The organism is Pseudoalteromonas sp. S16_S37 (assembly GCF_014694405.1).
Taxonomy (GTDB): Bacteria; Pseudomonadota; Gammaproteobacteria; order Enterobacterales; family Alteromonadaceae; genus Pseudoalteromonas.
Map to the genome: position 1 here is coordinate 31,782 of NZ_JAAUWV010000027.1, position 21,712 is coordinate 53,493.

The 21,712-nt window shown below is 43.5% G+C and carries 18 protein-coding genes and 1 pseudogene; 12 read left to right on the forward strand and 7 right to left on the reverse strand.

Features of this window, described 5'->3' with window-relative positions; translation table 11 throughout:
- The first annotated feature begins 5 nt into the window (after nt 1–5).
- The 6 genes from HC733_RS12890 (at nt 6) to HC733_RS12915 (ending at nt 8,364) form a co-directional block, all read left to right on the forward strand.
- Entirely contained in the window at nt 6–2,762 is a 2,757-nt protein-coding gene (locus tag HC733_RS12890; RefSeq protein WP_190365455.1) for an alpha/beta hydrolase family protein, read from the forward strand.
- A 156-nt stretch (nt 2,763–2,918) separates the two neighbouring features.
- Nucleotides 2,919–3,542 (forward strand): guanylate kinase, encoded by a 624-nt coding sequence (gmk, locus tag HC733_RS12895; RefSeq protein WP_190365456.1) that lies wholly within the window; start codon nt 2,919–2,921, stop codon nt 3,540–3,542.
- 90 nt (nt 3,543–3,632) lie between these two features.
- Entirely contained in the window at nt 3,633–3,908 is a 276-nt protein-coding gene (gene rpoZ / locus HC733_RS12900) for a DNA-directed RNA polymerase subunit omega (RefSeq protein WP_171627710.1), read from the forward strand.
- 168 nt (nt 3,909–4,076) lie between these two features.
- Complete coding sequence (gene spoT, locus HC733_RS12905) at nt 4,077–6,179, forward strand: bifunctional GTP diphosphokinase/guanosine-3',5'-bis pyrophosphate 3'-pyrophosphohydrolase (protein WP_190365457.1); 2,103 nt, start codon at nt 4,077–4,079, stop codon at nt 6,177–6,179.
- Between the two features lie 8 nt (nt 6,180–6,187).
- On the forward strand, nt 6,188–6,580 hold the full coding sequence (locus tag HC733_RS12910) for a RidA family protein (protein ID WP_190365458.1): 393 nt from the start codon (nt 6,188–6,190) through the stop codon (nt 6,578–6,580).
- Between the two features lie 170 nt (nt 6,581–6,750).
- The gene (locus HC733_RS12915) at nt 6,751–8,364 is read left to right on the forward strand and encodes a FapA family protein (protein ID WP_190365459.1); all 1,614 of its coding nucleotides are present in this window, start codon (nt 6,751–6,753) and stop codon (nt 8,362–8,364) included.
- 104 nt (nt 8,365–8,468) lie between these two features.
- On the opposite strand, the gene asnA is transcribed toward HC733_RS12915, so the two are convergent.
- Nucleotides 8,469–9,467 (reverse strand): aspartate--ammonia ligase, encoded by a 999-nt coding sequence (asnA, locus tag HC733_RS12920; protein ID WP_190365460.1) that lies wholly within the window; start codon nt 9,465–9,467, stop codon nt 8,469–8,471.
- A 183-nt stretch (nt 9,468–9,650) separates the two neighbouring features.
- On the opposite strand from asnA, the gene asnC reads away from it, so the two are divergent.
- Genes asnC through recG form a run of 3 tightly spaced genes read left to right on the forward strand, consistent with a single transcriptional unit; the run spans nt 9,651 to nt 12,956 of the window.
- The gene (asnC, locus tag HC733_RS12925; RefSeq protein ID WP_190365461.1) at nt 9,651–10,109 is read left to right on the forward strand and encodes a transcriptional regulator AsnC; all 459 of its coding nucleotides are present in this window, start codon (nt 9,651–9,653) and stop codon (nt 10,107–10,109) included.
- A 49-nt stretch (nt 10,110–10,158) separates the two neighbouring features.
- Nucleotides 10,159–10,857, forward strand: a complete 699-nt coding sequence (trmH, locus tag HC733_RS12930) for a tRNA (guanosine(18)-2'-O)-methyltransferase TrmH (protein WP_190365462.1) — start codon at nt 10,159–10,161, stop codon at nt 10,855–10,857.
- Between the two features lie 11 nt (nt 10,858–10,868).
- Nucleotides 10,869–12,956 carry an ATP-dependent DNA helicase RecG gene (gene recG / locus HC733_RS12935; RefSeq protein ID WP_190365463.1) on the forward strand — a complete coding sequence of 696 codons (2,088 nt, stop codon included), beginning with the start codon at nt 10,869–10,871 and terminating at the stop codon, nt 12,954–12,956.
- A 42-nt stretch (nt 12,957–12,998) separates the two neighbouring features.
- Here the strand turns inward: recG and galE are convergent, their stop codons facing one another.
- Nucleotides 12,999–14,015, reverse strand: coding sequence for a UDP-glucose 4-epimerase GalE (galE, locus tag HC733_RS12940; protein ID WP_190365464.1), 1,017 nt, complete (start codon nt 14,013–14,015; stop codon nt 12,999–13,001).
- A gap of 66 nt (nt 14,016–14,081) precedes the next feature.
- Nucleotides 14,082–14,945, reverse strand: coding sequence for a hypothetical protein (locus tag HC733_RS12945; protein WP_190365465.1), 864 nt, complete (start codon nt 14,943–14,945; stop codon nt 14,082–14,084).
- Between the two features lie 131 nt (nt 14,946–15,076).
- On the opposite strand from HC733_RS12945, the gene HC733_RS12950 reads away from it, so the two are divergent.
- The 3 genes from HC733_RS12950 to yjjG all read left to right on the forward strand — a co-directional run bounded on the left by HC733_RS12950 (nt 15,077) and on the right by yjjG (nt 17,356).
- Nucleotides 15,077–15,976 (forward strand): phosphoribulokinase, encoded by a 900-nt coding sequence (locus HC733_RS12950; RefSeq protein ID WP_190365466.1) that lies wholly within the window; start codon nt 15,077–15,079, stop codon nt 15,974–15,976.
- A 144-nt stretch (nt 15,977–16,120) separates the two neighbouring features.
- Nucleotides 16,121–16,666, forward strand: a complete 546-nt coding sequence (gene yjjX, locus HC733_RS12955; RefSeq protein ID WP_190365467.1) for an inosine/xanthosine triphosphatase — start codon at nt 16,121–16,123, stop codon at nt 16,664–16,666.
- Nucleotides 16,667–16,675: 9 nt separating this feature from the next.
- Entirely contained in the window at nt 16,676–17,356 is a 681-nt protein-coding gene (yjjG, locus tag HC733_RS12960; protein ID WP_190365468.1) for a pyrimidine 5'-nucleotidase, read from the forward strand.
- Between the two features lie 63 nt (nt 17,357–17,419).
- Here the strand turns inward: yjjG and rlmB are convergent, their stop codons facing one another.
- The 4 genes and pseudogenes from rlmB to HC733_RS23165 form a co-directional block, all read right to left on the reverse strand.
- Complete coding sequence (rlmB, locus tag HC733_RS12965) at nt 17,420–18,163, reverse strand: 23S rRNA (guanosine(2251)-2'-O)-methyltransferase RlmB (protein ID WP_190365469.1); 744 nt, start codon at nt 18,161–18,163, stop codon at nt 17,420–17,422.
- A 2-nt stretch (nt 18,164–18,165) separates the two neighbouring features.
- Nucleotides 18,166–20,658, reverse strand: coding sequence for a ribonuclease R (gene rnr / locus HC733_RS12970; protein WP_190365470.1), 2,493 nt, complete (start codon nt 20,656–20,658; stop codon nt 18,166–18,168).
- Between the two features lie 125 nt (nt 20,659–20,783).
- The gene (locus HC733_RS12975; RefSeq protein WP_238937542.1) at nt 20,784–21,269 is read right to left on the reverse strand and encodes a response regulator transcription factor; all 486 of its coding nucleotides are present in this window, start codon (nt 21,267–21,269) and stop codon (nt 20,784–20,786) included.
- Nucleotides 21,270–21,516: 247 nt separating this feature from the next.
- Nucleotides 21,517–21,712, reverse strand: a pseudogene (locus tag HC733_RS23165) (IS5/IS1182 family transposase); the annotation flags it as partial.

Below are 21,712 nucleotides of genomic sequence, written 5' to 3' on the forward strand. Positions count from 1 at the left end.
CACACATGAAGTTCATACATTCTTTGCTCAGCGCCAGCATTATGCTCGCCAGCACAGCCTCAGCAGCCGAAAAGTCACTACAATTTGAAGATGTATTTGACTTTCGCTATGCCCACAACACCGTATTGTCTGACGATGGTCAATATCTGTCGTTTTCTGCCAAGCCATACCGAGGCGATAGCGAAGGCCAAGTATATGATTTAAAACTCAACCAACTAATAGCAAGCGTGCCAAGAGGTTCTAAACCACATATTAATAAATCAGCCACTTGGGTTGCGTTTACACAAACGCCATCGCTGCTAGACAAAGAAACAGCCTCTAAAAAAAATAAGAAAAACCTGCCAAAAAACTTGGTGTTGGTAAATACCCAAACTAAGCAACAGCAAGAATTTACAAATATCGTTGACTATCAGTTGTCTGACGATGGCAGCTGGCTGGTTTATAGAGAAAAAGCCTCCGACGCTGATAAAGAATCAGACGCTAAAGACAGCGAGCAACCCAGCATCACGGCCGATAAAGAAGACAAAATTCACACTCTAGTCATTGTAAATTTAAACAATGAAAATACGCTTCGCATTGAGCATATTGGTAATTATGGCCTTAGCCCCACAAACAAAGGCGTGTTATTTAATCAGCGCTCTGATGATGGAAGTAAAAACCGCATTAGCTTTCTTGAACTCGATAACGCCAAACAACACGTTTTATTTGATGAACCGGGGATCACGCTGAGTCAGGTTGCTTGGCATCCACAAGGAAAACTTGTCGCGTTTTATCAAGGCAATTATGTGAATAATGACCCGCTGCGTCGTCACTACCAGCTGATGCTTTGGGATGCCGATAAAAATGAAACTCAAACCGTGGCCAGTGCCGATGGTTGGTTTAATGGTAAATCGGCTACGCTTGAGTGGTCTCAAGATGGCTCGCGTTTATATTTTGAAAATCGCCCCGAGCTTGATAGCAAAGCTAAAGAGCTTAAATACCACGATGAAGCGTCTTTAAAAGATTTCGACACCATTCGAGCACAAAAAGGCTTAAAAATTTGGCACAACAAAGACCCAGAAATAAAAACTCGCGAGATAAAAACCTGGGAAGAGACTAATAAAAAACGTCATTATAAGGCGGTCTATCACATAAATGGCCAACGTGTTGCACAACTAACTGACGAGCAAGTGCCTAATTTAACGCTCAACACCGAAGCACAATTTTTATTGGCCAGTAACGACACCCCTTATTTAAAACAAACTATGTATAAGGGCTTTTATGAAGATTACTATGCCGTACAAGTGGCAACAGGCGCTAAACACTTCATAGTAAAAGAATCACCTTTTCAGCCAAGTTTGTCACCAACAGGTACGCATGCGGTATATTTTGAAGACAGCCAAGTATGGCTAAAAGATTTACACGAGCAAAAGGTAGCCCCTTTAACTGCCGCTGTGCGCGAGGCTATTTTTGCCGATGATAAGCATGATTATCCGCAGCCACAACCTGGCTATGGATCCGCGGGTTGGCAACAGGATGGCAGCATTGTGTATGTTTATTCCAAATATGATATTTGGGCATTTGATGTTAAAACACTTCAAGCTAAGCGACTTACACAAGGAAGAGAAACACATACCCAGTACCGCGTGGTACAGTTAGATGATAAAAAGGTAGGTTTTAATCAAGACGAAAGCCTAATACTTGAAGCGCATAACCTAGATAATAAACAAACCCATGTTGCTACTTTGTCACTGGCAAATGGCACCTTAACGACAAACCTTGCCGATAAGGCACGCTTTGATGTGGTTAAAAAGGCCAAAAATGCTGACCAAATCATTTTTACCAAACAAACCTATCACCAATTTCCAGACTTCTGGCACAGTAATCTCAACTTTGACAAGCCACAGAGAGTGACGGATTTAAATCCTCAGGTGAGTCACTTTGCATGGGGGCAAAAACCTGAACTAGTGCAATATAAAGGCTATGATGGCGAAGACTTACAAGGTGTATTGATTAAGCCTGCTGGTTACAAAAAAGGCGATAAGGTCCCAGTAGTTATCTACTTTTATCGTTACATGAGCCAACGTATGTATGACTTCCCTAAAATGGAGCTTAATCATAGACCTAACTTCCCTATGTTTACCTCTAATGGTTATGCTCTGTTTTTACCTGATATTCGCTTTGAAATCGGTCACCCTGGACGTTCGTCAACACAAACTATGATCAATGCAGCGCAAAAGCTGATTGATATCGGCGTGGCACACCCAGATAAAATTGGCTTACAAGGCCATTCATGGGCAGGTTATCAAAGTGCATTTATGGTTACCCAAACAGATATGTTTAAAGCGGTTGTATCTGGTGCGCCTGTGTCTAACATGACCTCAGCATACAGTGGCATTCGTTTAAAAACAGGACTGGCACGTCAATTCCAATATGAAACGGGGCAAAGTCGCATTGGCAAAACCTTGGTAGAAGCACCTGAGTTATATATCGAAAATTCACCAGTATTTTTTGCAGACAAAGTGAATACGCCGATTCTAATCATGTTTGGTGATGAAGATGGCGCAGTGCCTTGGCAAGAGGGCATCCAATACTATCTAGCCCTGCGTCGCTACGATAAAGACGCGATATTCTTGCAATATGAAGGTGAGCCACACCACCTTAAGCAATTTCCAAATCAGCTAGATTTTTCTATTCGCATAATGGAGTACTTTGACCATTATCTCAAAGGTGTACCAGCAGCAAGTTGGATAACGCAAGGCGAAGCTTATAAAGCTGAATAACCTAAAAGGCCCAACTAATACTTGGGCCTTTTTAATGTTCTATCCACCACTTTTCTTTATTGACTAGCTTATATCAAATGTAGCGTTTAAAATGTGCGTTTAGATTGATTTTAGCTGTGGCAACCCTTCGCCACTTTATATAAAGAGCAATATCCTATGACGACAGCAACGCGTGGTAATCTTTTTATTCTTTCCTCTCCTTCTGGTGCCGGTAAATCAAGCTTAATTAAAGCGTTATTAACTAAACACCAAGACATAAAAATGTCTGTGTCACATACCACTCGTGCACCACGCCCAGGGGAAAATGACGGTGAACATTATCACTTTGTTACAGAAGATGAGTTCAGTGCGCTGATCGTGAAGGGTGATTTTTTTGAGTGGGCCAAAGTATTTGATAATTATTATGGTACTTCTAAAGCTGCCGTTGAAACACAATTGAATGAAGGCTTAGACGTATTTTTGGATATCGACTGGCAAGGTGCTCAACAGGTACGTAAATTGGTGCCAGACGTTAAAACTATCTTTATCTTACCTCCATCTCAACAAGAACTTGAAAACAGACTCAACAGCCGTGGCCAAGATTCAAAAGAAGTGATTGCATCACGTATGGCGCAAGCTAAATCAGAAAGCTCACACTACAACGAATTTGATTACGTACTGGTAAACGACGACTTTGATACAACGTTAGCTCAACTAGAACATATTGTAATAGCCGCGCGCATGGAACTTAAAGCTCAGCAAGTACGTCATGGCGAATTGATCAACGATCTTTTACGCTAATTTTTGATAAATTTTAACCATCCACTTGGCGAACTGCTTCCCTTGCAGTAAACTACCCTTTTGGAAATGAATTAACTTTGGAGTGCTTCGATGGCTCGCGTAACTGTAGAAGATGCAGTAGATGCAATTGGTAACCGTTTTGATTTAATCTTGGTAGCAGCGCGTCGCGCTCGTCAAATCGCTGTAGGTGGTAAAGATCCTATGGTTGATCCTGAAAACGATAAGCCAACGGTTATCGCTTTACGTGAAATTGAAAAAGGTCTTGTGAACAACTCTTCATTAGACGTGATTGACCGTGAAGAACAGCAAAACCAAGAAGCTGCTGAGCTTGCAGCTGTTGCAGCTATTGTCGGCGGCAACAACTAAAATACATTTAGTTTTTATGACAATGCCAGCATTTTTGCTGGCATTGTTGTTTTATAGCCCAATAAAAGCCGTACCTAAAAATAAAGTCTGGCCTAGTCGTTGGTTTCTCTTTCATTTCATCGTATATTCGTTACATATCGATAACTTCACCGGAACACTGGAGCGTGAATGTATCTTTTTGAAGGCCTAAAAAAGAAAATCTCTGAGTATTTAGCACCTGGCGACATAGAGCTTGTGCAAAAAGCCTATGTGGTTGCTCGTGAAGCCCACGAGGGACAAACGCGCTCAAGTGGTGAGCCCTATATCACCCATCCAGTTGAGGTGACACAAATACTTGCGGGCATGCGCCTAGATCATGAAACTCTGATGGCTGCGCTCATGCATGATGTCATTGAAGATACGGATTTTAGCCAGCAAGACTTAGCGGAAATATTTGGTGATACCGTTGCAGAGCTTGTTGAAGGCGTAAGTAAACTTGATAAGCTGAGCTTTAAAGACAAAAAACAGTTTCAGGCTGAGAACTACCGAAAAATGATCATGGCGATGACGCAAGATATCCGCGTTATCCTGATTAAACTTGCCGATAGAACTCACAATATGCGCACGCTAGGTGCATTAAGGCCAGATAAGCGTCGCCGTATTGCCCGTGAAACACTAGAAATTTTTGCACCGATCGCAAACCGCTTGGGTATCCATGATATCAAAAATGAGCTTGAGGATTTAGGCTTTCAAGCACTCTATCCCATGCGCCATCGAGCACTGAAGTCGGAAGTCGCCAAAGCGCGCGGTAACCGCAAAGAAGTGATCAGTAACATTCAAACAGAAATTGAATCGCGCTTACAAGAATCTGGGATCCAAGCATTTGTTAGCGGGCGTGAAAAGCACTTGTATAGTATTTACAAGAAGATGCTTAATAAAGAGCTCATGTTCAACGAAGTAATGGACATTTACGCTTTTAGAATCAACGTTGACAACCTAGATACCTGTTATCGCGTATTAGGTGTGGTGCACAATTTATATAAACCAATCGAAACTCGCTTTAAAGACTATATCGCAGTCCCTAAGACTAATGGTTATCAATCGTTGCATACGTCTTTAGTTGGGCCTCATGGTATTCCTGTTGAGATCCAAATTCGCACCCATGATATGGATCATATGGCCGACAAAGGGGTTGCAGCACATTGGATGTATAAAAAAGCTGGAGACAATGCAGGTCACACTGCCCAGCAACGCGCACGACAATGGATGCAAAGTTTGCTTGAGTTACAACAAAGTGCGGGCTCATCGTTTGAGTTTGTTGAAAACGTTAAAACTGAGCTATTCCCAGAAGAAATCTACGTGTTTACACCAGATGGCCGCATTGTTGAGCTGCCAATGGGCGCAACCGCCGTTGACTTTGCCTATGCGGTACATACTGATGTAGGGAACACCTGCGTTGGCGCTCGCGTTAATCGCAAGCCTTACCCTTTGAGCAAAGCGCTTGATACGGGTCAAACGGTTGAGGTTATAACCAGTTCAGGGGCCCATCCAAATGCAACGTGGTTAAACTTTATTGTCACAGGTAAAGCCCGCTTAGGCGTGCGCAATTACCTGAAAAGCCAGCACCAAGAAGAAGCAATTCAACTTGGCAGACGTCTGTTAGACTCGGCGTTGGGAGAGAGCAAGCTTGATGATATTCCGCAAGAGAATATTGATCGCGTTCTAGAAGAACATAAACTCTCGACTTTGCTGGAACTTTTAGTAGAAATTGGCACAGGTAACATTATGAGTGTGCTCATAGCTAAACGCCTGCTGCAAACGGATGACGGCATCGAAAACGTTGCAAAACGTGCCAAAGCCGCCATCATAGGTACAGAAGGCATGTTGGTAAATTACTCTAAATGCTGCCGACCTGTACCAGGTGATGCCATTACCGCTTACGTAAGCCAAGGTAAAGGGTTAAACGTACACCGCCAAGAGTGTAAAAACATCAAAGGTTGGGAGAACGAACGCTCTAAATACTTTGTTGTAAAATGGGAAGATAACCCAGAAAAAGAATACATTGCAGCACTGAGAGTTGAAATTATCAATCATCAAGGTGCATTAGCAAAACTCACAAACGTGGTAGCAAGTACACAAGCTAATATCGTTGAAATAGCTACCGATGAAAAAGAAAGTAACTTATACGTGATAGATTTAGGCATAACGGTAAAAGACCGTATTCACGTCGCTAACATTATGCGTCGCATTCGCGTGATGCCAGATGTCCAACGCGTATATCGTAAGAAATAGGATTAACAATGAATAAAGCGATTATCTCTACCGATCAAGCACCTGCAGCAATCGGTACTTATAACCAAGCAGTGAAAGTTGGTACTGCAGTTTACTTATCAGGGCAAATTCCTTTGGTTCCTGAAACCATGGAAATGGTGTCTGATGACTTTGCTGAGCAAGCTCAGCAAGTGTTTAAAAACCTAACCGCGGTATGCGAAGCTGCAGGTGGTAAACTGCAAGATATGGTCAAGGTAAATATTTTCTTAACTGATTTAAGCAACTTTGCAACAGTTAATGAAATTATGAGCCAGCACTTTAAAACGCCTTATCCTGCACGAGCAGCCATTGGCGTGAAGGAATTGCCTAAAGGCTCACAAATTGAAATTGACGGCATCATGGAACTGCCTTCAACAAATTGATGCAACTAATGCATTAGTATTAAAAAGCTGCTGTTATGCAGCTTTTTTTATGCTTGTTCTTTGATCTTAAGCACTTGACTCTATACTCTTTATTAAGCACTCTGTAACTAATACTTTTGTTTTCTGTCATTGGTTTAATTGATTGGCCTGAAAGGTAAAGGGTGATAAACGTGTTCAAACTGGCGCACAACGGTAATATTTTATTAGAAGTTGCTCAACTTAACCCACCTAATGCAGCCTTCATTGTTGAAGCGCTGGAAAAATCTCCTTATGCCGATTGCGAAGTGGACCATGAATCAATTGACGCGTTTTTTAAAAGTGAACATCCGAAGAGACACCTAGTCGTTGCTAAAAAAGTAGATGCCCAACTATCCATTGAAGTATCTGACGATAAAATGACAGCAACAGCGCACCTAGTGATGGCCAAAGGTGGTGCCAAAATTAGCCTTGAACAGGCCAAAAAAGTGATCATAAAAGCAGGTGTCAGCCGCGGTTATAAGCAAGCTTATTTAGAGCAAGTTTTACAAAAGCAGTTTGAGCTTCCGCCTGGTTCGAACGCCAAAGGCGTCATCGCTAGAGGACGTCCACCCGTTGATGGTCAAGCAGCCAAACTCATCCCTCATGTAACCACACTTAGAGAGCGTTTAAAACAACCTAAGCTTCGAGAAGATGGCTCTGTGGATATGCGTGACTTTGGTAAACTCGCAAGTGTTGCACCGGGTACTTTATTAGTCTCGAAACAACCTGCTACACTAGGAAAAGAAGGCTATACCGTAACCGGTGATAGCATTCCCGCTAAAGACGGAGATACTTTTGAGCTAAGCGCAGGTGATGGTACTGAGATCTCTGCAAGCAATCCCCTTGAACTTATCGCTACCATCGCTGGTTGTCCATCAGATATCCAAAATGGGATGCGTGTGGATGATGTCTTTACCATTGGCGACGTCGATGTGCGCAGTGGCCATGTTGACTTTAACGGTACTGTTATTGTTACCCACAATGTCGCCCCCGGTATGAAAGTAAAAGCAAAGGGCGATATTACGGTGATGGGCTCGGTAGAATCTGGCGAGCTCATCAGTGGTGGCCACATTGACGTAAAACAAGCAGCGATTGGCCATGTTGATCATCAAAATAACGATCAGGGTCTAACTTGTCGACTCATCGCTGCTGGAGACATTCACTTAGCACATGGTCAATACAGCTACTTAGAGGCAAACAATGTATTTATTGCCAAACAGAGCAACCATTGCGCCATTAAAGCAACGTCACTTGTGCAAGTTGGCGCAGACGATGCGCCAAAGGGTAAACTTATCGGCGGAGAAATACTTGATGCGCAAATGGTTATTGCTGGGGAAATTGGCAGTGAGTCAGGCGCTAAAATGACTGTGCGCTTGGCCCATCGCGGTATCGAAATCACCTCAGAAACCGATGAGTGCCTAAAAGCGTTAACTAAAACCAGTGAACAGCTCAATACGTTGCAAAGCGCGATTGAAAAAGCAGATCAAGTCAAAGACGCCGAAAAGAAAAAACAACTGATGGCCAAAATTGGTGCCACACAAATGCACTACTGTGAAGAAGCCGAAGTCCTTGAAAAGAAAATGTCCGAACTAGAGTATAATCTCAATAGCTTATTAGAAAATACCAAACTAGTCGCTAATCAAGCGCTTAACCCAGGCGTTGAAATTCATATTTTTGACCGTGTCTATAAAACCACCCGTAGCTACCCGCCTTGTAGCGCAAGCCTTGTAGAAAACAAAATTGAGATAGAATTTAAAACCAGCTGATTACGCTATATCGCATTGATATCGAGTTGTGCCATAGCTTAGACAAAAAAGCGGCACACTATTAAGTGTTACCGCTTTACGCTACTCATTATAAAACAACACAATTAACGTAATACATCTGAAACTTGCGCTTTGAGTTCATCACTCCAAACGCCTACTTGAACTTGTGCAATATGCTGCTTTTGCAATAACAACATCACTAAACGTGATTGACCAATACCGCCACCAATGGTTTGTGGCATTTCACCTGCAAGTAATTGTTGGTGCCAATCATGGACTAGACGATCTTCATCCTCAGTGATCTTAAGCTGTCTTTGCAAAGACTCAGGACAGACACGAATACCCATTGAAGAGATTTCAAAAGCATCTTCTAGCACAGGGTTCCACACCAGAATATCGCCGTTCAAACCTTGATACTTATCACACGTTGCTGTTGACCAATCGTCGTAGTCTGGTGCACGTACATCATGAATTTTGCCATCACCTAATTCACCACCAATACCAATTAAAAATACGGCACCATACTCTTGTGCAATCGCTTTTTCACGCTGCTTAGCACTAAAATCTGGATACATTTGACGCAATTCTTCACTGTGGACGAAGGTAATCGTCTCAGGTAGAAACGGCTTTAAACCAAACTCTTGGGCAACCACTTGCTCGGTGGCTCTAATCCCGCGATAAAGCGCTTCCACGGTTTGTTTTAAGGTGGTTAAAGAACGCTCTGATTCTGCACAAATAATTTTTTCCCAGTCCCACTGATCAACATAAACAGAGTGAACAGGGGATAGCTTTTCCTCGTCAGGACGAAGCGCTTTCATGTGCGTATACAAGCCCTCCCCCACACAAAAACCGTAATCACCTAATGTTTTACGCTTCCATTTAGCCAAAGAGTGCACCACTTCAAACTGTTCTTCAGGTAACGTTTTAACTTTCACCGATACGGCTTTTTCAGTACCACTTAGGTTGTCTTGAATGCCATCACCCACTTTAGCCAGTATCGGCGCTTGAACTTCTATTAAGCCCAGTTCACTTTCTAGTTGTTGTGAAAAGACTTGTTTAACTCGGCTTATTTGCTGCTGTGTTTGACGATATGTACTTTGCATAATTAGGACCTCACTCCCAGTAAATTCTTAAATTTAATTGCCAGCGCTTCGTGGCTTAAAGCTATCGTCAACAAAAAATGAATAAATTACAACAACCATCAATAAAAATAACAAATCACTCTATATATCATAAAAAAATCACGCTATATTTTGATAAATCAAAAATCAAAGTGGTAAATTCACATGGAAAATTATCAAATCGATAATCTGGATAAATCGATTTTGCATGCATTAATGGGCAATGCCCGTACGCCTTATGCCGAATTAGCAAAAAGATTCGCAGTCAGTGCGGGTACAATTCATGTGCGGGTTGAAAAGATGAAACAAGCTGGGATCATTCAAGGCACTAAAGTCACCATCAGTGCAAAAAAGCTGGGCTATGATGTGTGTTGTTTTATTGGTGTTAACTTAAAGCATGCGCGAGATTACCCCAGCACTATTGCACAGTTACAAGAATTTGAAGAAGTGGTGGAAGCCTATTATACAACGGGTAATTACAGCATTTTTATTAAAGTAATGGCCCGCACCATCGACCATTTACAAGATGTACTGATCAATAAAATTCAAACTATTGAAGCCATTCAATCCACTGAAACCTTGATCTCATTACAAAACCCCATTGCCCGCGAGGTGATCCCCTAACGATTAGCAGGTATAATCGACGCAATTTTGATTAAAAGAGCAGTAATTGATGAAAGAAACACGTTTTCATCGTGTCAAACAGGTGTTAGATAGACGCCAAACCGACCTGACCGTCTGTTTAGACGAAGTACATAAACACCATAACTTATCAGCCATCGTACGTACTGCAGATGCGGTGGGCTGTCATCACGTACATGCTGTCTGGCCACAAGAGCAAAGACGTTTAACCAATAACACCTCGGGTGGCAGTAAAAACTGGGTTGAAACGCATATGCACGATGACATTGATACCGCCGTTGCTGCAATTCGCGCTCAAAACCCTGGGATACAATTACTTGCGACCAATTTAAGCGATGAAGCAGTTGATTTTCGCGAGATTGACTACACCAAACCGACAGCTATTATTGTGGGCCAAGAGCGTCTCGGCATTTCAGATAAAGCCTTAGCGCATGCTGATAAGCATATTGTGATACCCATGGAAGGCATGGTGCAGTCATTGAATGTATCTGTTGCAGCCGCTTTGATCTTGTACGAAGCGCAGAGACAAAGACAAGCAGCAGGCTTGTATGATCGTAACGATATGCTGGACGCCGACACCAAACATACTTTATTGTTTGAAGGTTGCCACCCAATCATTGCTAATCGCTGCACAGAAAAGGGCTTGCCCTATCCAGCCTTAGATGAAGAAGGTGAAATCGTGGCCGACGACGCCTTTTGGCATATCCTGAAATATAAAAAAGTGAAATAACAAGGAATAGCATGACGACGCCAAATCTTTCTCACTACCCTATCACCGAGCTTAAAGGCGTTGGGCCTAAGGTAGCAGAGCGTTTGGCAAAGTTGGGGATTTTTAGCGTCCAAGATATGCTCTTTCACTTACCGCTGCGTTATGAAGACAGAGCCCGTACTTATGCCATTGCCGAATTAACGCCACACAGTCATGTTAGCATCGAAGCCCAAATTGAACATAGCCAAATTACCTTTGGCAAAAGACGAATGCTTATTTGCCATGTAAATGATGGCACTGGCAGACTGACGCTGCGGTTTTTTAACTTCAATGCAGCACAAAAAAATGCCATGGAGACAGGCAAAATCATCCGCTGCTTTGGTGAGGTGCGTCGCGGCCAAGCCGGTCTTGAAATGGCACACCCAGAATACAGCATTCGAGACAGTCATAGCGCAGCGCAAGATCCCGCTTTGGCAACGCTAACGGCTGTCTACCCAACTACCGAAGGCTTAAAACAGCTCAGTATTCGTGCCATCGCAGACAAAGCCATTGCGCTATTGGAAAAGTACCAATTAGATGAGTACTTGCCGCAAGCATATCGCCCTGCGGGACTGAGCCTTAAAGAAGCAGTATTAACACTACATAAACCACCACAAGACACAGATTTATCTTTACTTGAGCTTGGCCAGCATCCTGCGCAACAACGTTTAGCTTTTGAAGAGCTATTGGCACAAAATTTAAGCTTACTACAGCTTCGCAGTCGCGCTCAGTCGGTAAAAGCTGTGCCGTTACCGCCTTACAACACCTTAGAACCTGAATTTTTAGCCAACTTGCCTTTTGCCCCCACTAATGCGCAAAGTCGTGTGGTGGTCGAAATTAAACAAGATTTACAACAGCCTTTTCCAATGATGCGATTGGTACAGGGGGATGTGGGGTCGGGAAAAACACTCGTTGCGGCTTTAGCTGCATTAGGCGCAATCGCCAAAGGATATCAAGTCGCTTTAATGGCTCCCACGGAAATACTATCCGAGCAACATGGCATAAACTTCAGTAATTGGTTTAAACATCTGGGCATTGAAGTGGCTTGGCTTGGAGGTAAAACAAAGGGGAAAGAAAGAACACGTGTTTTGGAAAACATTGCCAATGGTAAGGCGCAGATGGTGGTAGGCACTCATGCATTGTTCCAACAGCAAGTTGAGTTTTATAATCTAGCCCTCATCATCATTGACGAGCAACATCGCTTTGGTGTACATCAACGCCTAGCACTGCGAGAAAAAGGCCAATTTAACGATTGCTATCCACACCAATTAGTCATGACGGCTACCCCAATTCCCAGAACACTCGCCATGACCGCATATGCTGATTTAGAAACCTCCGTCATTGATGAACTACCGCCCGGTCGCACGCCAATAACAACGGTTGCAGTACCAGATACACGCCGTGGCCAAGTAATTGATAGAGTAAGAACCGCTTGTTTGGATGATAAACGCCAAGTTTATTGGGTATGCACTTTGATTGATGAGTCGGAAGTATTGCAATGCCAAGCAGCAGAAGATGCTGCAACAATACTGCGTGAACAACTCCCTGAGCTAAAAGTTGGGTTAGTACACGGAAGAATGAAAGCACAAGAAAAGCAAGATATTATGATGGCTTTCAAAAATGGGGATATAGATGTACTGGTTGCAACAACGGTGATCGAAGTCGGTGTCGATGTGCCCAATGCCAGTCTCATCATCATAGAAAACCCTGAACGCTTAGGTCTTGCACAGCTCCACCAGCTACGTGGACGCGTAGGCCGTGGTGCTGTCGCTTCACATTGCTTGTTGTTGTACCACGCACCATTATCAATCACAGCGCAAAAACGTTTAGGCGTTTTGCGCGATAGTAATGACGGTTTTGTAATTGCTGAGAAAGACTTGGAAATTCGCGGCCCAGGTGAGGTATTAGGCACCAAGCAAACCGGGTTGGCTGAATTTAAAGTTGCAGACTTAAATCGTGATAAAGCGCTCTTAACCCAAGTTAGGCCACTGGCATTTAAACTAATGCAATCTCATCCTGAAATTGTAGAACCGTTAGTCACGCGTTGGCTTGGCGCAAAAAGCGAACTGGCTATGGCCTAAAAAGGCAGATAAGCAAACAACACTTATCTGCTAATACAGCCTTTACCCTTTGTAACCATTCGGGTTATTACTTTGCCAACGCCATGTATCTTGCATCATTTCGTCAATGCCACGACAAGCTTGCCAGCCGAGTTCTTGCTGTGCTTTTTCAGGGGCCGCATAGCAGGCTGCAATATCCCCTTCACGACGTGGTTTTATTTGATAAGGAACGGGTTTACCGGAAGCCTTTTCAAATGCAGTGACCATTTGCAATACCGAATAACCATTACCGGTCCCTAAATTATAGATATGCGTACCAGCGTGATCATGCAGTTTTTCTAACGCTTTGAGATGACCAACCGCCAAATCAACAACGTGAATATAATCACGCACCCCAGTACCATCAACGGTATCGTAGTCATCGCCAAACACGCCCAACTGCGCTAATTTACCTACAGCAACTTGCGCAATATAAGGCAGTAAATTATTTGGAATGCCATTTGGATCTTCCCCTATAAGCCCTGAATCATGAGCACCTACTGGGTTAAAATAGCGAAGGATAGCAAATGCCCAACGCTCATCTGATTTTGCAACATCCTGTAAGACCATCTCAACCATCAGTTTTGACGTACCATAAGGATTGGTAGTCCCTCCAACCGGAAAATCTTCTCTAATAGGTAAAGTCTGAGGGTCGCCATACACTGTGGCTGAGGAGCTAAACACCAATTTGAATACCCCAGCATCGCGCATAGCATCAAGTAATGTTAACGTACCCTGCACATTAACCTGATAATATTCGATGGGCTTGCGTACCGATTCACCAACCGCTTTTAGGCCGGCAAAGTGAATTACTTCACTGATGTTGTAAAGAGAAAATACTTCATCAAGAAAGGCTTTATTTATAATATCACCTTGGTGAAAAGCAACTTCTTTACCCGTGATTTTTGCGACGCGCGTCAAAGACTCCTTAGAAGAATTACTTAAATTATCAACAACCACTACATCTTCACCTTGTTGTAGTAGTTCAAGTACCGTGTGTGAGCCAATGTACCCAGCACCACCAGTGACCAATATACTCATTTCGCGTCCTTTAGCTAAAAATATCCCGCTATTTTAATGTAGTTTTACAACACTTTGCACAGTAAGTTACGATTTATCGCAAACAAACGCTAAATGTCCTTTATGATAACTCAGCCTAGAAATATGAGTATCGCAATACTGACTTAAATTGTGCCACTGCGACACCGCCTTTGGGCTTTCAAAATCACGAGTGTAGATACGGTTACCAATCGCATAAGCAACACGCGTGTCGTCTAACCAAGTGTAATCTTGCACGCCAGCTGGCATCACAAAATGATCCTGTAGTTGCTGTGTTTTAGCGGAAAAACTCGCAAACCAATGCTGACCATTTTTATTATAGGTAAACGAATAAATTTGCTTTTTATCATTAAACGCTAAAGTACGCCCAATATCTTTTGCTACTTTAGATGGTAAGTGTCCTGCGGTATCCGTGTACTGCAATGTGTGTGGCTCACCCAATATAAACATTACCAAGTCATCTTTAGCGCCCCATGCGTGATAACCCACAGGTTCAATGTGTTCAAATATCCGAGTCGCGCTTTGTTTTGTATCGAATGGATAAAACCACAGTTTTTGCTTGCCATCAGGCTCTACAACCACGCTCGATAGGCCGTCGCCATGGGGATACAGAGTAGGCGAAAATTCAGAGACAGGTGTATTGGTTAAATTACGGCTCTGTTTACTTGCAAAATCGTAGAAAAACAAATCAGTTTGCGCTTGCTCACTGTTGAGTACTTCTTGAGTGAAGTACACCCCTTTATCTGTAACTAGCGGTTGGTTGTGATAACTATCTGATGACGTTAATGATACAACTTTAATCGAGTCAGCTACTTCACTGGCAAGCAAAATTTGGCTTTTCGGCATCGCCGCTTGTGCTGAATAAGTCGTTACAGCAAACAAACATGTGGCCAGTGGGATACGTGCTTTCATGATGGTCCTTATTGTTTTTCTTTTATCATACTCAGTTGTGGATTAAACCACAAAACTTGCTATTCGCGTCGCTTCGAGTAACAATCGATTTTAACTATTTTGTTAAAATTTTGAGATTATCGAGGCCAACTATGTCCCAAAAGCACCCAATCATTGCTATTACTGGTAGCTCCGGGGCTGGCACCACCACCACCACTAATGCCATTAAGCATATATTTCGTAGTTTAAGTGCCAATGCAGCTTTTATCGAAGGTGATAGCTTTCATCGCTATACACGCCCCGAAATGGACAAACTCAAACGAGATGCCCTACAAGAGGGAAAGCATATCAGCTACTTTGGCCAAGAGGCTAATGACTTTGCTGCACTAGAAGAGCTGTTTAGCCGCTATGGTGAACATGGTGATGGTAAGATCAGGCGCTATCTACACACCTTTGATGATGCCGTCCCCTACAATCAACTGCCGGGGACATTTACGCCATATCAAGATTTAGAACCTAATACTGATGTGTTGTTTTATGAGGGCCTGCATGGAGGTGTCGTCACGCAAGAGCATGATGTTGCAAAACATGTCGATTTATTGATTGGCATGGTGCCGATTATCAACCTTGAGTGGATCCAAAAGCTGATCCGCGATACCAATGAGCGAGGTCACTCAAGAGAGGCTGTGATGACCTCAATTGTGCGTAGTATGGACGATTACATTAATCATATTACACCGCAATTTTCTCGCACCCACATTAACTTCCAACGCGTGCCTACGGTTGATACTTCAAACCCCTTTAGCGCCAAAGATATTCCCTCGCTTGATGAAAGTTTTGTGGTGATCCGTTTTCGCGGTATTGACGATGTGAATTTTCCTTACTACTTGCACATGATTGACGGCAGTTTCATGTCTCGCATGAACACGCTCGTGGTACCGGGCGGTAAAATGGGATTAGCAATGGAGTTAGTACTTACTCCTCTTATTAAAGATCTGCTCGTAAAAAAGCGCGCACTTGAAAACATGGCGCCAGTAGACTTACCGATTTAGACTGCGCGTTAAAACGCTAACTAAAGACTTGGCAATAAAAAACCACAATAAATGGCCACCAACTGCTGAAGTTATTTAACTTGCGAGCACAGACATGGCACATTAAACTAGCATTCCTCTTTTTGCCGCAGTTGGAGGCGAACAATGGCATCAGCAAAGGCCATAAAAGTACTCGTGGGTTCGCAAAACCCTGTCAAGATTAACGCAGCCAAGAGCGTATTTGAGCGCTACTATCCAGATCATCAAGTTGACTGCCAAGGGTTACGTGCCCCCAGTGGCGTACCCGACCAACCGCTGGGTGAAGACGAAACCCGTTTCGGTGCGCAAAATCGTGTAGCGTATTTGCAAGCTCACCACCAAGCAGACTTTTACTGCGCAATGGAAGGTGGGGCATACCAATTTAGCTATGGCCCAGCAACATTTGCTTATGTAGTGATAGCTAATAATCAACACACCAGTGTGAATCGCAGCAGTAATTTGCCGTTACCACAGCCTATTTATGATGCCCTTGTAGCTGGTGAAGAATTAGGCCCTGTGATGGATAAAGTCTTCAATACCGATAATATCAAGCAAAAAGGTGGCGCCATTGGACTACTCACCAACCACGTTGCTACCCGTGAAAGTACATACACACAAGCGCTCACGTTAGCTATGGCACCGTTTTTACACCCACATTTATACAGCAACTAAAGGCCAGTGATGAAGTATAGCCATATCCTATTTGATGCAGATGAAACCCTGTTTAGCTTTAATGCCTTTTTGGGGCTGAAAAAATTATTTGCTCAATATGGCGTTGATTTTACTGAGCAAGATCACGATGAATACCAAAAAGTGAATGCCCCACTATGGCTTGACTATCAAGCAGGACGCATTGATGCTCAGACTTTACAAGTGACCCGTTTTTCTAAATGGGCTCAGCGGCTCACAGTCCCAGCTCATGAGCTAAACGCCGGTTTTTTAGAGTCAATGGCAAGTATTTGTGAGCCCTTACCAGGTGCTCGAAGCCTGTTAAATCATCTAAAGGGTAAAGCGCACTTGGGCATTATCACCAATGGTTTTGCCGCTTTACAAGAAAAGAGGCTTGCCAATACCGGCTTAAGTGATTGTTTTGACTGCGTTGTGATTTCTGAATTAGTGGGCACAGCCAAACCCGATCCTTATATTTTTGCTCATACACTGTCTTTGCTTGGCAATCCAGATAAAAGCAAAGTGTTAATGGTAGGCGATACACCAAGCAGCGATATTTTAGGTGCCAATAATTTTGGTATAGATAGCTGCTGGCTACAACACCCAGGCAAAACTTGCCCTGAAGGCGTTAAGCCAACCTATACCGTGCAATCTTTACAAGAGCTAGAAGCGATTCTGGGCACTGATCACTAAAAGCAAAAAGCGCAGACGATTGCTGCGCTTTTTCATATCTAGCTTGGTCGATGAGTGTGGCTATTATTGCAAAGCGTTACGCTGACGTAATACTTCAAATAAACAAATCCCCGTTGCCACGGATACATTCAAACTCGACACAGTTCCCACCATTGGGATTTTCACCAGCACATCGCAATGCTCTCGGGTTAAGCGACGCATACCATCGCCTTCAGCCCCCATTACGATTGCAATAGGTCCAGTCAGGTTGGCATCAAAAACCCCAGTATCGGTTTCACCGGCCGTACCTGCAACCCATACACCCGCTTCTTTGATATCACGTAATGTGCGAGCAAGATTAGTTACTTGAATTAGTGGCACCGTTTCAGCTGCGCCACACGCAACTTTACGAGCAGTACCGTTGAGCTTTGCAGATTTATCTTTTGGCACAATGACCGCGTGTACACCCGCAGCGTCAGCACTGCGTAAACACGCACCTAAGTTATGAGGGTCGGTTACGCCATCTAACACCAAAAAGAACGGTGTTGTCTCACGTGCTAAGATATCGTCCAAATCTTTTTCATTGTACGTTCTTGCAGCTTTCACATTCGCAATAATGCCTTGGTGTTGTTCACCATTGGCTTTGTTATCAAGTGCTTTTCGCTGCATAAATTGCACCGAAATACCAAACTTGCGAGCTTCATTGATCAGCGGATTCAAACGATTATCTTCACGACCTTTAAGCGCATAAATTTCTAAAAAGCGCTCCGGCTCTTTCGCTAAAATCGCTTCGATACTATGAAATCCAAAAATTAATTCATTACTCACTGTTACTGTGCTCCAGAGCTACTTGTATTGCGTTTTCGGGCATTTTTACCAGGACGTTTTGCCTTAACGTTTTTACCCTTTGCTTTTATTTTCGATGGGCCTTTTTTGCCCTCACCACCCGCTTTTTTGGCTTTTTTCAGCTTGCCTTTCGGGGTGGTTTTTTTACCTTTTTTAGACCTTGGTTCGTCTTTATTATCGCCACGTTCAGTCGCTTTTTTACCTGGGATCTTACCCGCTTTTAACTGTGCTCTGACACTTTGCGGTTCAGGTCTTGCCTGCAACGCAACTGATTTGTTGCGACGGCGTGCATATCTATCCGGCAACTGCTCACCAGCCATAGCCAAATTGATACGGCGCTCATCCAAACTAACTGAAGCCACGACCACTTTGAGCTTATCGCCTAAACGATAGACCTGACGACTGTGCTCTCCTACCAAGCAGTGCTTAGCACCATCGTAGTGGAAGTATTCTTGCCCTAAGCTAGAAATATGGATCATGCCATCAATTTGCAAGTCATCTAAGCGTACAAATAAACCAAAATTTGTCACCGAAGAGACCACGCCGGTAAACTCATCACCAACATGGTCTTGCATGAATTCACATTTCAACCAATCAGCCACTTCACGGGTAGCATCATCGGCACGGCGTTCAGTGGTTGAACACTGCTCACCTAGCTTGTCAACCTCATCGGTATCATACACATATGCCCCAGAAGTTTTTTGGCCTTGGCTATTTAAAATACCTTTAATTGCTCGATGTACTACCAAGTCAGGATAACGACGAATTGGCGAAGTAAAATGTGCATATGCGTCTAGCGCTAAGCCATAGTGGCCTATGTTGTCAGGCTGATACACCGCTTGCTTCATTGAGCGCAGTAGCATGGTTTGGATCAGTTCTTGTTCTGGACGTTCACCCAATGAATTTAACGCCGCGGTCAACTCAAGCGGTGATGGATCATTAGGTAATAGACTTTCGATACCTAGGTCATTTAAAAACTGTCTAAAGTGACTGAGCTTTTCTTGGTCAGGCTCATCGTGTACACGGTATAACGCGCTCGCTTCGTGCTTTTCAAGTAGCTTAGCAGCCGAGACATTGGCTAAAATCATGCACTCTTCTATTAACTTGTGTGCATCGTTACGTACCAAGGGCACAATCGATTCAATCTTACGGTGTGCATTAAATACAAAACGTGTTTCAAGTGTTTCAAACTCAATCGCACCACGGGTTTGTCTGGCTGATTTTAGTGCCATGTACATTTGCTGTAAGTCGGTTAAATGTGGCACCAACTGAGCATGCTGCTCACGTAGAAGTTCATCACCTTGCAAAATCGCGTGTACTTTGGTGTAAGTAAGCCGTGCATGTGAGTTCATAATCGCTTCGTAGAATCGATAACCCGATAAGCGCCCTGCATCAGAAACGGTCATTTCAGCGACCATGCATAAACGATCAACGTGCGGATTTAACGAGCAGAGGCCATTTGACAACACTTTAGGTAGCATGGGGATCACTTGCTCAGGGAAATACACTGAGTTACCGCGCTCAATTGCTTCTTTATCAAGTGGACTACCTTTTGGCACATAATGAGACACATCAGCAATCGCAACCCATAAACGCCAGCCACCTGATTTTTTACGCTCACAGTAAACTGCATCGTCAAAATCACGGGCATCTTCACCGTCGATGGTCACCAGTGGTAAATCACGTAAATCTACACGGCCAAGCTTATCGGCTTCTTCTACTTCTTCGCCATGACATGCAACTTGCTCAAGCACAGCCTCAGGCCAAACATGAGGAATATCATGATTGCGCAAAGCCACTTCAATTTCCATACCCGGGGCCATATGCTCACCGAGTACTTCGGTTACTTTACCCACGGCGTTCATGTGCCTTGTTGGGCTTTGCGTAATTTGTACTTGCACCATTTGGTTATGACGGGCACCGTTTTCACTGCCCGGTAAGATGATGATATCTTGCGTAATGCGCGGGTCTTCAGGCACAACTACCGCAGTACCATATTCAACAAAGTAGCGCCCGACGATAGGTGCTCGTTCACTTACAAGTACACGAACGATGCGCGCTTCTACCTTGCCGCCTGAACCTCGGCTTGCAGCCTTAGCCAGCACGATATCACCATGTAACACCCCATTCATTTGGTGCTTGGCTATAAACCAATCTTTAGGCTCACCTTCAACCGCCAAAAAGCCAAAACCATCACGATGACCAATCACCCGACCTTTCACTAAGCCATCATCCGATGGGATCACATAGCGTTTAAATTTATTGAAGTGCAATTGCCCGTCTCGCTCCATGGCACGCAAACGACGTTTAAACGCCTCTTGGCGCTCATCATCTAATACGTTGAGACTATTGCAGAGTTGACTAAAAGTAGTCGCTTTGTCGGCAGCTTTAATGTGCTCTAAAATAAATTCGCGACTGGGTACTGGGTTTTCGTATTTGTCTTGTTCTCGACTGAGATAAGGATCCTGTTTTGACATTCACTAACTTGTTAATTGAGTTATGTTGTTATTTTAACCCAAAAGCCGATAATGAGACAGCTTCACATAGTGAAAGTTTTATTTACAACAAATGAGTGCTGCAAAGTTAAGTGTCACCAACTCCTTTACAGCCAGCCCTTTTGCTTGGCTATGCGAGCTGCATCTACTCGATTAGAGGCATGTAATTTAGCCATCGCTTCTGATAAATAATTCCTCACCGTGCCGTCACTTAAATATAGTCTCGCGGCTATCTCTTTATTACTCATTCCCTCTGTAGCCAAACGCAAAGCCGCGCGCTCTCTATCTGTGAGCGGGTCTATTTCATCCAAGGCTAATGCAGCAAGTTCTGGTTCAATCACAACCTTACCCATCATGACCTTTTCCAGTGCCTCAACCAAATAATTCACCGGTGCTTCTTTTAGGATAAACCCCTTAACGTTCAGTGACATCGCCCTTTGAATATACCCTGACTTAGAAAATGTGGTCATAATCACGGTTAAAATATGTGGACAATGCGCGTTGATATGTTGGGCGAGGTCGAGCCCCGTTTTATTAGGCATTTCAATATCAAGCCATGCTTTAAACGATAACTGAGCCCACAAAGACAACATACACAAGCAACTGCAAAATAACGTCCAAGCCATTTACCTTGTCCCATTGAGTGAGCAATGGGAAAAAGTAAAAACATGAAAAAATGAGCGCCCACTTACCCATTTTTTGTTCTTTGCGTAGCAGCGGCTCTGTGTCACATTTGTTTATCGCTTGCATAATTAGTCGATTCTGAAAAACTCGGTTTTTCAAAAAACTAAGATTGTCTAATGTGGGTTGCTATCTTTAGATTCGGTTAACCAACTAACGTTATTGTTGTTGATTTTCACGTGCCAATGGCGCACATAGCCAGCTTAAAATCCAGACGTAAAAAAGCCTCAATAGGGTTAGGATTTTTCTAAAGTTTTGGCCCACACCCGCTAGAATGGCATTGAGTTTGTCGCCCAATATGCCTTTCAAGCGGTTTAATCCCAAATGGCCATCACTTTTCATGTGCCCGATGATG